General features: G+C 58.6%; 13 protein-coding genes. 4 read left to right on the forward strand and 9 right to left on the reverse strand.

The window, feature by feature from the left end; all coding sequences use genetic code 11:
- Positions 1-2: 2 nt before the first annotated feature.
- Genes BLS41_RS11685 through BLS41_RS11695 form a run of 3 tightly spaced genes read right to left on the reverse strand, consistent with a single transcriptional unit; the run spans position 3 to position 2,623 of the window.
- Entirely contained in the window at positions 3-1,115 is a 1,113-nt protein-coding gene (locus BLS41_RS11685) for an MSMEG_0568 family radical SAM protein (RefSeq protein WP_171910224.1), read from the reverse strand.
- Entirely contained in the window at positions 1,087-2,121 is a 1,035-nt protein-coding gene (locus BLS41_RS11690; RefSeq protein ID WP_074764619.1) for a Nit6803 family nitrilase, read from the reverse strand. Before BLS41_RS11690 ends, BLS41_RS11685 begins: the two co-directional genes overlap by 29 nt.
- Before the next feature lie 19 nt (positions 2,122-2,140).
- Positions 2,141-2,623, reverse strand: coding sequence for an MSMEG_0572/Sll0783 family nitrogen starvation response protein (locus BLS41_RS11695; protein ID WP_054040483.1), 483 nt, complete (start codon positions 2,621-2,623; stop codon positions 2,141-2,143).
- 363 nt (positions 2,624-2,986) lie between these two features.
- On the opposite strand from BLS41_RS11695, the gene BLS41_RS11700 reads away from it, so the two are divergent.
- Both BLS41_RS11700 and BLS41_RS11705 read left to right on the forward strand, forming a co-directional pair.
- Positions 2,987-4,378: an aminotransferase-like domain-containing protein gene (locus BLS41_RS11700; RefSeq protein WP_074764621.1), complete on the forward strand. Its 1,392-nt coding sequence runs from the start codon at positions 2,987-2,989 to the stop codon at positions 4,376-4,378.
- A gap of 258 nt (positions 4,379-4,636) precedes the next feature.
- A complete protein-coding gene (locus BLS41_RS11705) occupies positions 4,637-6,436 on the forward strand; it encodes a methyl-accepting chemotaxis protein (RefSeq protein WP_074764623.1) in 1,800 nt (599 codons plus the stop codon).
- Positions 6,437-6,481: 45 nt separating this feature from the next.
- On the opposite strand, the gene BLS41_RS11710 is transcribed toward BLS41_RS11705, so the two are convergent.
- On the reverse strand, positions 6,482-6,862 hold the full coding sequence (locus BLS41_RS11710) for a DUF5594 family protein (protein ID WP_074764626.1): 381 nt from the start codon (positions 6,860-6,862) through the stop codon (positions 6,482-6,484).
- Between the two features lie 189 nt (positions 6,863-7,051).
- On the opposite strand from BLS41_RS11710, the gene BLS41_RS11715 reads away from it, so the two are divergent.
- Entirely contained in the window at positions 7,052-7,429 is a 378-nt protein-coding gene (locus tag BLS41_RS11715; protein WP_143026250.1) for a hypothetical protein, read from the forward strand.
- Between the two features lie 26 nt (positions 7,430-7,455).
- Here the strand turns inward: BLS41_RS11715 and BLS41_RS11720 are convergent, their stop codons facing one another.
- The 5 genes from BLS41_RS11720 to BLS41_RS11740 all read right to left on the reverse strand — a co-directional run bounded on the left by BLS41_RS11720 (position 7,456) and on the right by BLS41_RS11740 (position 12,709).
- The gene (locus tag BLS41_RS11720) at positions 7,456-7,806 is read right to left on the reverse strand and encodes a ribbon-helix-helix domain-containing protein (RefSeq protein ID WP_074766480.1); all 351 of its coding nucleotides are present in this window, start codon (positions 7,804-7,806) and stop codon (positions 7,456-7,458) included.
- Between the two features lie 152 nt (positions 7,807-7,958).
- A complete protein-coding gene (locus BLS41_RS11725; protein WP_074764630.1) occupies positions 7,959-9,545 on the reverse strand; it encodes a GMC family oxidoreductase in 1,587 nt (528 codons plus the stop codon).
- A 48-nt stretch (positions 9,546-9,593) separates the two neighbouring features.
- The gene (locus tag BLS41_RS11730) at positions 9,594-10,253 is read right to left on the reverse strand and encodes a twin-arginine translocation signal domain-containing protein (RefSeq protein WP_074764632.1); all 660 of its coding nucleotides are present in this window, start codon (positions 10,251-10,253) and stop codon (positions 9,594-9,596) included.
- A gap of 55 nt (positions 10,254-10,308) precedes the next feature.
- Complete coding sequence (locus BLS41_RS11735) at positions 10,309-10,707, reverse strand: VOC family protein (RefSeq protein ID WP_074764635.1); 399 nt, start codon at positions 10,705-10,707, stop codon at positions 10,309-10,311.
- A gap of 340 nt (positions 10,708-11,047) precedes the next feature.
- Positions 11,048-12,709: an acyl-CoA synthetase gene (locus tag BLS41_RS11740; protein ID WP_074764637.1), complete on the reverse strand. Its 1,662-nt coding sequence runs from the start codon at positions 12,707-12,709 to the stop codon at positions 11,048-11,050.
- 105 nt (positions 12,710-12,814) lie between these two features.
- Here BLS41_RS11740 and BLS41_RS11745 point away from each other — a divergent pair, with 105 nt between their 5' ends.
- Positions 12,815-13,912, forward strand: a complete 1,098-nt coding sequence (locus BLS41_RS11745; RefSeq protein WP_253189644.1) for a hypothetical protein — start codon at positions 12,815-12,817, stop codon at positions 13,910-13,912.

Here is a 13,912-nt window from a genome sequence, read left to right on the forward strand (position 1 = left end):
GATCACTCCTCGTACGACGACAACGACGAACACGCACCACATTTTCCGCAACCGGCCTTGATGTCGGCCGAGCGCATCGCAGCGGCGTTGAGCATTGCGCCAAGCGGTTGCAGCACCGACTTCATGAATTCAGGTGTGGGAGCCGGATGATCTTCGAGTGGCGTGCCGCTGATCGGCACGAACGGCACGACGAACGGATAGACGCCGAGATCGATCAACTCGCGCGACATCGCGAGAATCGCCTCGACGCTGTCACCCAGGCCCGCGAGAATGTACGTACTGACCTGTCCGCGTCCAAACACTGCCACTGCTGCCTTGAACGCCTCCATGTAACGCGAAAGCGGCACACTCGCTTTGCCCGGCATGATGCGTTCGCGCAAAGCCGGCGTCACTACTTCCAGATGCATGCCGAGCGTGTCGATACCGCTTGCTTTCATTCGCGCAAACCAGCGGTCGTCGTCGGGCGGCTCGCATTGCGCCTGTATCGGCAGATCGACAGCAGCCTTGATCGCGAATGCGCTCTCGCACAGAATCTGCGCGCCACGATCGGGGGTAGGCGGCGTGCCGGTAGTCAGCACCATATGCTTGACGCCATCGAGCAACACGGCCGCACGCGCAACTTCGGCCAGTTGCTCCGGCGTCTTGCGCGCAATCGTTCGACCTGCAGCGAGCGACTGACCAATCGCGCAGAACTTGCAACTCTTGCGACGGCTCTCGTAGCGAATACAGGTTTGCAATACCGTCGTGGCTAAAACATCCGCACTATGCAGAGCGGCGATATGCGAATACGGCACGCCATCCAGTGTCTGCAAGCTGGAAAAACGCGGCGCTTTCGGAAAGCTGATATTCGCAATCGGAATCGACCCGCGCAGCAATGCGCTCGAACCGGTCGCGTCCGGCGTCTGCGCGACAAACGGCGAGTGCCATGCCGTACTGGTATGCACGGGCACCATGATCGTTACGCCGTCCACCGTCACCGCCTTATGATCCGATGGACCCGCACCGCCGCGCCGGCTCGCCGCGCCCGCATCCGGTGACACGAGCCGCAAGCCTGCCGACTGCAATTCGGTCATCAATTGACGGCTTTCAGCCGACAAAGTCTCGCTGGAGTTCATCGCTCGCCCCTACGGTTGAATTGAAATCGGCGCTCTCTGCGTTCATTGCACCGGACCATGCCTGCATCGGCGCAACGGTTTCAGCAGGGCGCCGGTTGATCGCGAGACTCAACAATTCCGGCCGCGCGTAATGGCCGACCGAATCCATCATGCGTTTGCGTTTGGTGATCAATGACATGTCGAGATCCGCAATCACCATGCCCTCGCCTTCGCGCAACGGCTGCGCCAGGTGCTGACCTTCAGGCGACACGATTGCGGTATTGCAACCGCCGCGCAGTGCCTTCTGCAAGTTCGTATCCGGCGTGACCGACGCAATCTGCGCTTCGGTCAGCCATCCCGTTGCATTGACGACGAAGCAACCCGACTCCAGCGCGTGATGACGAATCGTCACCTCGATCTGGTCGGCGAAAATCGGCCCCACCAGTGAGCCGGGAAACTGGCTGCAATGAATTTCCTCGTGCTGCGTCATCAATGCATAACGCGCGAGCGGGTTGTAGTGCTCCCAGCAGGCCAGCGCACCGACACGCGCGACCGCCGTGTGCGCGACTTTCAAACCGGCTGCGTCGCCCTGCCCCCAGATCATCCGTTCATGAAACGTCGGCGTGATCTTGCGGCGTTTAAGCACGAGTTGACCATCCACGTCGAAGATCAATTGCGTGTTGTAGAGGCTGCCGTGATCGCGTTCATTGACGCCAAGTACCACCACCATCCGGTGCAACCGCGCACGCTCGGCTACCGCCTGCGTCACCGGACCCGGCACGACCACGGCTTCCTCGTACAGTTTCATGTGATCCGCGCCGGAGGCGACGGGCGGCCGTACGAAGGAAAAGTACGGGTAATAAGGCACGAATGTCTCGGGGAACACGATCAGTTGCACGCCTTCACGCGCCGCCTTTTCGATTGCCTCGCAGACTTTTTCAAGCGTGCCGCCGCTGCGCTCGAAGTCCGGTGCGACCTGGACTGCGGCAGCGCGCACGATGCGTTTGTCGGCCGGTTTGTTGGACATGGTGGTCACTCGCCTCTCGTCAAACCGTCCACGTATGAATGATCAGCGCGTTGTCCTTACGATGCAGCAGTTGAATGTCGAGCACGTCGAGCGGACTGATCGGCCGAATACCTTCGATCAGCGACGCTTCGCCATGGCCATATAGCGCCTGCAATGCAAAGCGGCACGCGTAGACCTTGCCGCCCTCTTCCATGAACTTCATCAGTTGCTTGTTGAAATTCAGGTGACCGGGAAACGCTTCGTCGCCGAGAGTCGGGAAGCCGCGTTGCAGCCCGAGCGTGACGCCCGGCCCATACAGCAGAACCGACGTTTCAAAGCCTTTTCGTTGCAGACGTGTGGCCTGCAAAAGATTGACGAAGCCGATTGATCCTTCGAACGCGACCGTATGAAACGTGACCAGCGCCTTTTCGCCCGGCTCCGCTTTTACGTCCTCAAAGACTTTCTCTTCGTAGTCGACAAGGTAATCGCCTTTCTGATGCAGCGGTTTGTTGACGGCTGGCATGACACTCTCCGATCAGGTTTGCTAAGTAAAAGAGGAAGCGCGTTCAGGCAGTGCGCGCTTCTTCTAATGCAACGGCTATGCCATTGATCGGCCAGGGAAATGCGATCAATCCGCAATCAATTGCTTGTCGATTCGAAGTGCGACCAGAAAAAATTTTCAGGTGAAGGTTGCACGAAGGTTGCATATAGCTCGAACGTACAGAGCGATCGCCGGAGAAGCCGATAAATCGCACCAGCCGGGTGCGATTCGCGCAGTGCAACGTGTCGGCATGGTGCAGTCATTCACCATGCTCGATCAATCCGATCATTGAGCTCCTGAAAATCCGATCATTGTCTTTTCACCTCGAAACGAAGCCCGCACGCAATGAATAGCCCGACGCATCACTGGATCAAACGTCTCGCCGATATCCGCAAACCGGCTTATCTGGCTATTCCCGATCTGATCGAAGAAGATCTCGCTACTGGACGGCTGCGTCCGCGTGACCGCTTGCCGGGGTTGCGCGATCTCGCCGAAGAACTTGCGCTGAACTACACGACCGTAGCGCGTGCCTATGCGGAAGCACGCAAGCGCGGGTTGCTCGATTCGCGCGCGGGCAGCGGCACTTTCGTGCGCGGCCGCACGGCCACGTTGCCGCTGGCCGGTGGCAGCAGCATCGAAATGTCGATGAACACGCCGCCGGAACCGCCCGATTTCGCAATGCGTCTGCGCGATTCTGCCGCTCGCCAGATGGCCGCGAGCGACCCGTACCAGTTGCTGCGCTATCAGGATTTCGGCGGCTCGGCGGCGGACAGGGACGCGGGCGCCGAATGGCTCAAGCGACGCGTGCCGCATTGCGATGCGCAGAACGTGCTGGTGTGTCCGGGCATTCACAGCGCCCTCGTCGCACTCGTGTCCCAGTTGGCACGACCAGGCGGCACCATCTGCCTCGATACGCTCGCCTACCCCGGCATCAAGGCGATTGCCGCGCAACTGGGCGTGCGTCTGCAGGCACTCCCCCGCGATGACGAAGGTCCGCTCGCGCATGCTTTCGAAGCGCTGTGCAAAACGGACAAACCCAGTGCGTTCTATTGCAATCCGACCTTGCAGAATCCGAGCACGCTGACGCTCACACATAAACGTCGCGAAGCACTCGCGGATGTCGCGTTGCGCTACAGCGTGCCGATCATCGAAGACGACGCGTATGCAATGCTGCCGCAAACTGCGCCCGCCGCACTCGCGAGTCTTGCACCAGAATTGACTTACTACGTGACGGGTTTATCGAAGAGCTTCGGTGCGGGCTTGCGCGTCGCGCATCTGCATGCGCCTACCGCGCGGCAAACGCAGCGCCTTGCCGGCGCATTGCGCGCGACCACGGTCATGGCGAGTCCCTTCACCGTGACGCTCGCCACGCAATGGATCGCCGACGGCACCGCTGTCGACATGCTCAACGCAATCCGCAACGAATCGCGCGCACGTCAGGCTATCGCGTCGCGCGTACTGGAAACGTGGCCTTACGAAGCGCATCCTGACGGCTTTCATTTGTGGCTGCCGGTGCCGGTGGAAAGCGGCTGGAGCGCGTCGGAACTCGCGCTCCAATTACGCAATCAGGGAATCGCCGCAGTCGCGGGCGCCGCGTTTTCGACCGACGGCAATCCGCCTAACGCAATGCGCGTTTGTCTCGGCGGCTCGAAAACGCGCGACGAATGCGAGCAGGCGCTGCACATCGTGGCGGAAACGCTCGACCATCCGCATCATCTGCATTCGCCGGTGATGTAGCCCGGGCTCGCGATATTGTCATACGGATACCACGACGGCCGACGTTTAGCGCATCCACTATTTCAGCATCGACCGAAAAGACCATCGCACAGCAAAAGTTTTTTAAAGAAGCCGCGCACCGCTGCTGGCGGCTTCGCACACAAGCTTAAGAAACTGAAAGCATTCACTGCTCAAGTCTGTGCGCGCACCGCCGTATACGCGGATGAGGCCACTGCCTCGCCGATTTCGGCTCACCGCTCACTCCAGAAAACTCCCGACATGTTCTCCTCAATTCGTGCGCGCATCGTCGCCTTGTGCGTCGCTATCGTGGTGGTCGCGCTCGCTGCCAACGCGGCTCTCAACTATGTCGTCACCAGCTCGTATAACAACGATGCAATCAATAGCAACCTGACCGCAGTCGAGAGCGGCCACGCCGACGGCATCGCGGATTGGGTCGCCTCCAACAGTCAGATGATCAGTTCGTTGCAGGACACCGTTCTGCAAGCCGACCCGGTCCCCGCGTTGAAACAGACGGCGGCAGGCGGCGGCTTCACCAATGTGTACGTAGGTTTCGCGGACAAGACGGCGAAGTTTTCCGACGCGACCGGCATTCCCGCCGACTACGATCCGACTGGGCGCCCGTGGTACAGGCAGGCCGTTGCAGCGGGCAAGCCTGTGGTGACGCCGCCGTATGTCGACGTGGGCACCGGCAAGCTGGTGGTCGCATTCGCCGCACCCGTGGTGCGCGACGGCGCGGTGAAAGCGGTTATCTCCGGCGACGTCGCGATGGACAGCGTGATCGCCAACGTCAAGGCGATTCATCCGACGCCTTCGAGCTTCGGTATGTTGATCGATGCAAGCGGCCACATCGTTGCGCATCCGGATGCAAAGCTGACTTTGAAGCCAGTGTCCGATCTCGTACCCGCTTTAAGCAGCGACAAACTCGCCGCGCTTTTTAGCGCCGATCGTCCGCTGGAAATGGACGTGAACGGCAGCACGAAACTGCTGCGCGCGCAGGCTATTCCGAACACCGACTGGTATGTCGTCGTCGCGCTCGATAAAAGCGAAGCGACTGCGGGCATGCGCTCGGCGCTGACGACTTCGTTGATCGCATTGATCGTGATTGCGGCGCTCGCCGCCGTGATCGTCGCCGCCGTGACGGCCGTTTCGTTTCAGCGTCTGTCGACAGTGCGCGATGCGATGGACGCGATCGGCTCCGGCGAAGGCGATCTGACACAACGACTGCCCGCTATCGGCAACGACGAAGTTGCGCAGATCGCGCGCTCGTTCAATACCTTCGTCGACAAACTCAGTCACGTGATGCGGCAGATTCGCGACGCCAGCGAATCCGTACGCGTGGCCGCCAATGAAATTGCAGCGGGTAACGTCGATCTGTCCGGACGCACCGAATCGGCAGCGGCGAGTTTGCAGCAGACCGCCGCGTCGATGGAAGAAATCACGGCGACGGTCACGCAATCCGCAGGCGCCGCGAAACAGGCCGACGATACCGCCGTATCCGCATCGCAAGTCGCTTCGCGCGGCGGTGTGGTGATCTCCGAAGTGATTACGACGATGGGCGAGATCGAGAAGGCCTCAGTGAAAATCTCGGACATCATCGGCGTGATCGATGGCATTGCGTTTCAGACCAATATTCTCGCGTTGAACGCGGCGGTTGAAGCGGCGCGTGCGGGTGAACAGGGTCGCGGTTTCGCGGTGGTGGCCGGTGAAGTGCGCAGCCTCGCGCAACGCAGCGCGCAAGCCGCGAAGGAAATCAAGGCGCTGATCGAAGCCACCGTGGCAAGCGTCACGTCAGGTTCGGGCCAGGTTCGCCAGGCCGGCGAGACCATGACAGAAATCGTCACGAACGTCGCGAGCGTGACCACGATCATTTCCGAAATCACGCAGGCGGCCAGCGAACAGAATCGCGGTATTCAGGAAGTCAATCGCGCGGTTAGCCAGCTTGACGAGATGGTTCAGCAGAACGCGGCACTGGTCGAACAATCGACGGCTGCGGCGACTGCGTTGCAGAGTCAGGCGGTGAGTCTGTCGAGCGCGGTCACGCAATTCAAGCTGGATTAGGCCGCCGGTAAAAACGCGCAACGGGCCGTAGACATTGCGCGTTTCTTACGATTCGAAATCGAGTCCGCCAAGTAATGCCACCGGCTCGCCCTGCGTGTGCGACAGAAAATCCAGTTCGCGCGCGTGGGTCCACGCCTTCAGTTTGCGAGGCAACGCAGCGAGATAGTTAGCGAAACGGGCGTCGCCCGGCTCGTTCATCAGGCGCTCTATCTCGTCGCTATCCCAGGTTAAGTACAGATTCAATGGATGCGGATAGTGGCCCATATCCTCAATCGGTGCCGCGTAAATCCGCACGCGGGTGGGATGACCATGACCGCCATACGGCAGAACTTCGGTATGCACGGTGGTGGGAAAACAGGCGGCAATCGCCTCGGCGATTCGAGGCGCAAACTGTTCATCGAAACGGGCGGCACTCTCCAGGCGCATCTATGTCTCCGATCTTTATACGCGATTAGCGAAGCATCGTAGCATGTGGGCGCTGGGCCACCTGTTGCGTATTCGTTACGGATTCGCTGCGTTTTTCCGGCGTGATCGCGATGTCTGCAGTCGAAGCCTGTTCGGTTTTCGGAGAGTTTTCTATAATCCGCGCCTGAACCGCACAATAGAGACTGACAAATGTTTAACCCCCGGTTCAATACCCGGCTTTTTATTTTTATTGCAGGAAGTGGTTTGCTCGGCAATCACGCTATTGCGGCCGATCTGATCGCCACAAAGCCAGGCGTCATGTGTACTTCGACTCAGGCACTCGCTCAACTCACGCTGCCCGACGGCAACAGCCGCACTCACGGCGACACCGCGACATCCGCTCAAATCGCTGAAGCGCAAACAGGCGGCTGCGTCGATATTCAGCCGGGCATGACGGTGAGCGTGCAAACGGCGCGCAAGAATACGTCGGTAGTCAGCTACCAGCGGCCAGGGTCGAATGCACAGGAGACGTTCGTGATACCGAACGTCGATTTCGTCCCGATCTTCGCGGAAGACGACGCACCGTAATCACAGCTTCATGCTGTTGCACCGGATCAAACTGTCTTCAGGATTCGAGGTCTCGTTTCGTTGACTACAGCTGCAAGCTCCGGTGTTGCATCGGTTGCGTTCGTGCCGTTTTCCTTACGCATCGACAGATAGCGCAAACAGCACACGCGCAGAAACGACGCGAAATTAGTCGGCATTTCGCCGCGCAGCGCGATCAATTCGTCATACAGTTTCACGGCGAATTGACTTGTCGTCATGCTCTCGCGCGCGGCGATTTCATGCAGTACGTCCCAGAACAGATTCTCCAGACGGACCGTGGTGATGACACCGTGAATCCGCAACGAGCGGGTACGTGATTCATACAGTATCGGATCGGCGTTGATGTAAATCCCACACATGGCGTGCACTCCATTGTTTGACGCGGCGTACTGTGGCCCATTGATATGCGCCACAGTACGCCATCCGTCATCGCCAAGATACGCCGGCATCGTGCGTCCGACCATTGCGTCGAACCCGGACGCCGCCCTCCACTACTCCACTTCCGCAGCGCCTAAACGTTGCGCTTACTCATCTGCGACGCAATGTGATCGGCCTGGCGGATTGCCAGCGTGACGATCGTCATCGTCGGGTTCTCTGCCGCGCCGGTCGTGAACTGACTGCCATCTGAGATGAACAGATTCGACACTTCGTGAGTCTGGCCGAAGCTGTTGCAAACGCCGTCTTCAGCGCGCGCGCTCATGCGAGCCGTGCCCAGGTTATGGGTCGACGGATATGGCGGCACGCGATACACCGCCTTCGCGCCCGCTGCTTCGTACACCGCCGTGCCCTGTTTGTACGCGTGCTCGCGCATTGCTTCGTCGTTCGGATGGTCGTCGAAATGCACGTTGGCGACCGGCTGGCCGTATTGATCTTTCACATCGGTATTCAACGTCACACGATTGCTCTCGCGCGGCATATCTTCACCGACGATCCACATGCCCGCCGTGTACGCGTACTGATCCATTGCCTGAGTGAAGGTCGGCCCCCATGCGCCTGGGTCGAGAAACGCCGCGTAAAACGGCAGTCCGAGCGAAATGGTTTCCATGTGATAGCCGCCCGCGAAACCACGTTGCGGATTGAACACCGCCTCGTCTTCGATAATGCCGGCCATCGTGGTGCCTTTGAACATGTCCACCTTGTCGTTGAACACCGCATACACGGAGCCGGTGGTGTGACGCATATAGTTGCGGCCCACTTGTCCCGAACCGTTCGCGAGACCTTGCGGAAATTTGCTCGAATGCGAATTCAGCAACAGGCGCGGCGTTTCAATCGAATTACCGGCCACCGCGATAATGCGCGCCTTTTGCCGCTGCAATTTGCCCTTACTGTCGTAGTACAGCACCTCTTTCGCTTTGCCGCGCGCATCGGTTTCGATTCGCACGACATGCGCCTGTGTGCGCAATTCCATATGACCGGTGGCCTGCGCGCGCGGCAGTTCGGTGTAGAGCGTCGACCACTTCGCGCCAGTGCGGCATCCCTGAAAGCAGAAGCCGCGCTGAAAGCAATGCGCGCGATCGTCACGCACGATGCTATTGATCGCCATGTGCCCGGTGTTGCATTCCTTGTAGCCGACTTTCATCGCGCCAGCCGACATCACCTTGAAGTTGTTGTTGCCCGGCAAGCCAGGCAAGCCATTGGTACGCGTCACGCCCATCTTCGCCTGCGCACGGTCGTAATACGGATCGAGTTCTTCGCGCGTCAACGGCCAGTCGAGCAGACTGGTGTCTTTTATATCGCCGTAAGTCGTCTTCGCCTTGAACTCGTGCGGCTGGATACGCAGGCTCGCGCCAGCCCAGTGCGTTGTCGTGCCACCGACGGTCTTGCAGATCCACGCTGGCAGATTTGGAAAGTCTTTCGCGACCCGCCAGTTGCCGGAGGTGGTGCGTTTATCGAGCCACGCCAGTTGCTGGAACGACGCCCATTCTTCTGTCACGTAATCGGCCTGCGTATGCAGCTTGCCCGCCTCCAGCACGACCACGTCGATACCCTTTTGCGCCAGCTCGTTCGCCAGTGTGCCTCCGCCCGCGCCCGATCCGATGATTACGACGACCTTGTCGTCGTTGTGCGAAAAACGCACCTTGTTGCTGTCCTGATCCATGCTCTGTCTCCGATGTTTTTTTCGATGCCCTGACTGGTTGCCAACGCTCTAGCTGTCGGTCGGAATCGGACCGCTCGCACCCGGCGGCGGATTGGGCAACCACGAAAGACTGTCGAAGCCTTTGGTCAGGTAACCGCCATCGCCCTCCGATGCGCCGTAGCCGAAATGCGCATACGCCATCGTGTTGCTGTAAAGCGAGACGATGGCCGTGCTGCGCACTGTATTGAAGAACGGCGATCCCGCGAGCGCTGCGACGTCTTCCGCCTGCGCAGCCGGCGTGCGTGTGAGCCAGTTCGAACCGGCTTTTGCGTCGAGTTGTTTGACGCCGTCCGCGAGTTGCTGACGCACCGACGGATCAGCTTTCGCTTTTGCGTCGAGATCTTTAACCACCAGTGCATAGACCGCGCTGTCGAGCGTCGCGTGCGGATAGAGTTGACGGGTGAACGCGAGTATCACCTCGCCTTGATGCGTATCCAGACCCTGTAGTTCGAGCGCCCACGCGCGACTCGGTGCGAGCGTGGACAGCACAGAAGAGAATGCGAGCGTGCCCATTAACACGCCGGTTCCTTTTAGCAGTTCTCTCCTCGTCAGAGGAATGCGCAACGCCGCAGAGGCCGCCTTCGCAGCATCATGTTCATGGGGATGATCGTGATCATGCGCGTGACGCGCGCGATGGGACTCGACGATCGGAATGACCGTTGTTTTCATGTCTGTCTCCTTGTGGGGCAATGCAACTACGCGCGGCGGCCGTCTGGATTACTTTCTATTGATAGTGGCCATAGCGTTCCAGCACTTCGATCTTGTAGCCATCGGGGTCCTGAATGAAAAAGTAGCGCGCCAGCAATTCGCCGTTGTCATTGTGAAATTCGCGCAGATCGTTGGGGGTCATGCCGAGATCGATCAGACGTTGGCGTTCGCTCTTCGCATCGTCGACACAGAACGCGACGTGACCATAGCCGTCACCGTGCGTATATGGTTCTGCGCGACCTTTATTCCATGTGAGTTCGATTTCCGAGTCGGCTTCGCCATTGCGCAAATAAACGAGCGAGAAATCCGGAAAGTCGAGCCGGTGCGATACATCGAAATTGAAAGCCTTTTGATAGAACTGCAGCGAGCGCGGCAGATCCTGCACGCGAATCATCGTGTGGATGAGTTTGGCCATCGGTGTCCCCTCCTGTTTCAATGAAGTTTAGGAGGCCACTCACGCGAGTGGTAATGCACGGCTAAATCATTCCAGGGACTTGCCCTATGTTGCAAGCGCGTCGAGCGTCTTACGTTTTACGCGTATTGATAGATGCAATCGCTAATGGGCGGGACGTCGCGTGAGGTTGCAACGCAGCACACGGCATCGACGCATGGTCACTGGGGATTACGGCATCAGGCTAAACCCGATAACGATGCAGTGCGTCGATGTGTGCGGTAGAGCACGTTGATGGTCGTCTTTCTGTTTGCCAAAAGCGAATGCGTGAATGAGATGGCGAATGGTTACGCGCGTGTCGTATTCATGTTTTCGAAGAGAGCGTGCTCGAATCGCTACTGACTTCCGCGCGCAACGCTTTGCGAATCACCTTGCCAGTCGCCGTCATCGGCAAGCTGTCGACGAAGCGGATTTCGCGCGGATATTCGTGAGCAGCGAGCCGCGTTTTGACGTGCTGCTGAATCTCGCGAACGAGCGCTTCGTCGCCGACAAAGCCGGCTTTCAACACCACGAACGCCATGACGATTTCGGTACGTTCGAGATCTGGTGCGCCGATTACCGCAGCCATCGAAACGGCCGGATGACGCAGCAAAGAATCTTCAATCGATGCTGGCCCAATGCGATAACCGGCACTCGTGATGACATCGTCATCACGTCCGACAAAACGGACAAAGCCTTCCGCGTCGCGTGTGCCGAGATCGCCGGTCACCAGAAACCGGCCGCGAAATTTTTCGCGCGTTGCGGCCTCGTTGCGCCAGTAGCCGAGAAACATCACCGGGTCGGGTGAGGCGACGGCAATATCGCCAATTGCACCCGGTGGCAATTCATCTCCATTCGCATCGATAATCGCTACATGATGCCCCGGTGCCGCGCGGCCAATCGCGCCGACGCCCGGCTCGAAAAGCGCCGCGCACGACGACACCACGACGTTGCATTCGGTCTGTCCATAGAACTCGTTGATCGTTACGCCAAGTGCCCGACGTCCCCAACCGATCAATTCCTCGCCGAGCGATTCGCCACCGCTTGCCACTGAGCGCAATGCAAGGTTCCAGCGTTCGGGATGCTCGACTCCACGCATCATCTTCAAAGCAGTGGGCGGCAAAAAAGTATGCGAGACCGCGTGACGCGCCATCAGATCAAAAGCGGCCTCACCATCGAATTTCGCAAAGCGGCGCGCGAGTACTGCCACGCCGTGATGCCATGCCGGTAGCAACACGTCGAACAGGCCGCCGATCCATGCCCAGTCCGCTGGCGTCCAGATCAACGTGGCGTGCGCGGGAAAGCCCTGTTGCGACATCTCGACGCCGGGAAGATGGCCGGGCAGCACACGGTGACCATGCAACGCGCCCTTCGGTTTGCCGGTCGTCCCCGAGGTATAGATGATGACAGCGGGATCGTCTGCATTGGTGTCCGCAGGCGTGAATCCAGCGGACGCGCTATTTAGCGCATGCCAGAACGAATGCACCGGCGCGGCGGCGACAACGTCGTCGTGTCCGATATCGACACTGAACACATCGCGTAAAGCCGGCAACGAAGCGCGGATTTCGTCGATCTTCCGCACGCCGGCCTGATCGGTTATCAACGCCACTGCGCCGCTGTCGCCGAGACGATGTTCGATCGCATCGACACCGAATAGCGCGAACAGAGGCACGGCCACCATACCGGCCTTATACGCGGCGAGATGCGCGATGGCGGTTTCGATCGACTGCGACAGGAAGATGCCGATCCGGTCGCCGCGTTGCGCGCCACACGTCAGCAACGCGTTCGCAAAACGATCGGACAACGTTTTCAATTCGTCGAACGTGTAGCGCGTCGCGTTGCCTTCAGGGTCTTCGTAGATCAACGCGAGGCGGCCCGAGCCATCGGCCCATTTATCGCAGACGTCGACACCCATGTTGTAGCGCTCGGGAATGCGCCACGCGAAGTTTTCTGTCAGCGATTCATAGGTTTGGCCGTCGAGATTCATCGCGTCTCCTTTGTGTCTTTAAATCGATGCAGCTATATGTATCACTTTTAAGCAATCATTTGCTAATGCCGTCACCGCATTTGAAATAACCTGATTGAATTCGGCATGTATGACATGCGCACCCATTTCCCCGGCCTGATTTACCGACAACCTCAACGATTCGCGACAACTGATGTGCATTTCACGCCGATTGTGCAATGCGATAAATCTGCCCGACTACTATCCGGAGAACGGCTTGCCACGATGCGCTGCCTGAATACCTATGCCCGTCACTCTCGCTTGTTGTCACCGGGCGCTGTCCCGTTCAACAGAATGGTCTCTTCAGGATACTTTATGAGCAAAGCGCGATTTGCGTCGTTCTGGCATGGCCCTGATCTTTCCCCTTATGAATTGGCGTGCCTGAGATCGTTCACCGCTTACGGTAACGAGGTCGCTTTATACAGTTATCACGAAGTCAAGAATCTGCCGAAAGGCGTCGTTGCAAAAGACGCCAGCGTCATTCTCTCGTCTGATTCACTGAACGATTTCCCGATTCACGGCGTGCCTTCAATGGCGCATTTCACGGACTATTTCCGCTTTGAGATGTTCACGAAGACCGACGAGATCTGGGTCGATACCGACATGCTTCTACTGCGTGATTTCGATCTCGCGCTAGCCGGCGATCTTATCGGCAAGGAATCGCCAACCAGCATTTGCACCGCATTACTGCGACTCGATCCGGCTAACGCGCGTTTGAAGGATCTGATCAGGCGCGTCGAAGCAATGAAAGGGACCAACATCAATTGGGGCGATACCGGTCCGCGTCTTCTCACCTCTGTCTATGGCGTCAAGGCGGGGCTGCCCGAAAGTGTTTTCTATCCAGTCCATTTCGACGACTACTACAAGGTGTTTCTGCCCAAGTATATGGACGAGTGTTCGGCCTTATGCAAAAGCGCCTATACGCTGCACCTCTGGAATAACCGTGTAGTGAAGATGGGGCTGTTCAAAAGAATCGGACCGCCTGCGGGCTCGTTTCTGCATCACGTATTCGCCACGTTGGGCGCCAACAGTCTGTTCCGCGATTTCTATCCGGCCAGCGTCATGGAAACGATGATCGATAACGCGGTGCAGAAAGTCGGACGCGATGAAGGCGTTCGCAAACTTCTGCAAGTAGGTGTGCCGCTGGTCAAGACCGCCATTGGACGCAGGCTTCGCCCTCAATAA

The sequence above is a fragment of the Paraburkholderia fungorum genome (assembly GCF_900099835.1).
Taxonomy (GTDB): domain Bacteria; phylum Pseudomonadota; class Gammaproteobacteria; order Burkholderiales; family Burkholderiaceae; genus Paraburkholderia; species Paraburkholderia fungorum_A.

Excerpts from the sequence above, each read along its gene's own strand:
- BLS41_RS11685 (WP_171910224.1), bottom strand. The coding sequence starts at position 1,115 with ATGAACTCCAGCGAGACTTTGTCGGCTGAAAGCCGTCAATTGATGACC.
- BLS41_RS11690 (WP_074764619.1), bottom strand. The coding sequence starts at position 2,121 with ATGTCCAACAAACCGGCCGACAAACGCATCGTGCGCGCTGCCGCAGTC.
- BLS41_RS11695 (WP_054040483.1), bottom strand. The coding sequence starts at position 2,623 with ATGCCAGCCGTCAACAAACCGCTGCATCAGAAAGGCGATTACCTTGTC.
- BLS41_RS11700 (WP_074764621.1), top strand. The coding sequence starts at position 2,987 with ATGAATAGCCCGACGCATCACTGGATCAAACGTCTCGCCGATATCCGC.
- BLS41_RS11705 (WP_074764623.1), top strand. The coding sequence starts at position 4,637 with ATGTTCTCCTCAATTCGTGCGCGCATCGTCGCCTTGTGCGTCGCTATC.
- BLS41_RS11710 (WP_074764626.1), bottom strand. The coding sequence starts at position 6,862 with ATGCGCCTGGAGAGTGCCGCCCGTTTCGATGAACAGTTTGCGCCTCGA.
- BLS41_RS11715 (WP_143026250.1), top strand. The coding sequence starts at position 7,052 with ATGTTTAACCCCCGGTTCAATACCCGGCTTTTTATTTTTATTGCAGGA.
- BLS41_RS11720 (WP_074766480.1), bottom strand. The coding sequence starts at position 7,806 with ATGTGTGGGATTTACATCAACGCCGATCCGATACTGTATGAATCACGT.
- BLS41_RS11725 (WP_074764630.1), bottom strand. The coding sequence starts at position 9,545 with ATGGATCAGGACAGCAACAAGGTGCGTTTTTCGCACAACGACGACAAG.
- BLS41_RS11730 (WP_074764632.1), bottom strand. The coding sequence starts at position 10,253 with ATGAAAACAACGGTCATTCCGATCGTCGAGTCCCATCGCGCGCGTCAC.
- BLS41_RS11735 (WP_074764635.1), bottom strand. The coding sequence starts at position 10,707 with ATGGCCAAACTCATCCACACGATGATTCGCGTGCAGGATCTGCCGCGC.
- BLS41_RS11740 (WP_074764637.1), bottom strand. The coding sequence starts at position 12,709 with ATGAATCTCGACGGCCAAACCTATGAATCGCTGACAGAAAACTTCGCG.
- BLS41_RS11745 (WP_253189644.1), top strand. The coding sequence starts at position 12,815 with ATGTATGACATGCGCACCCATTTCCCCGGCCTGATTTACCGACAACCT.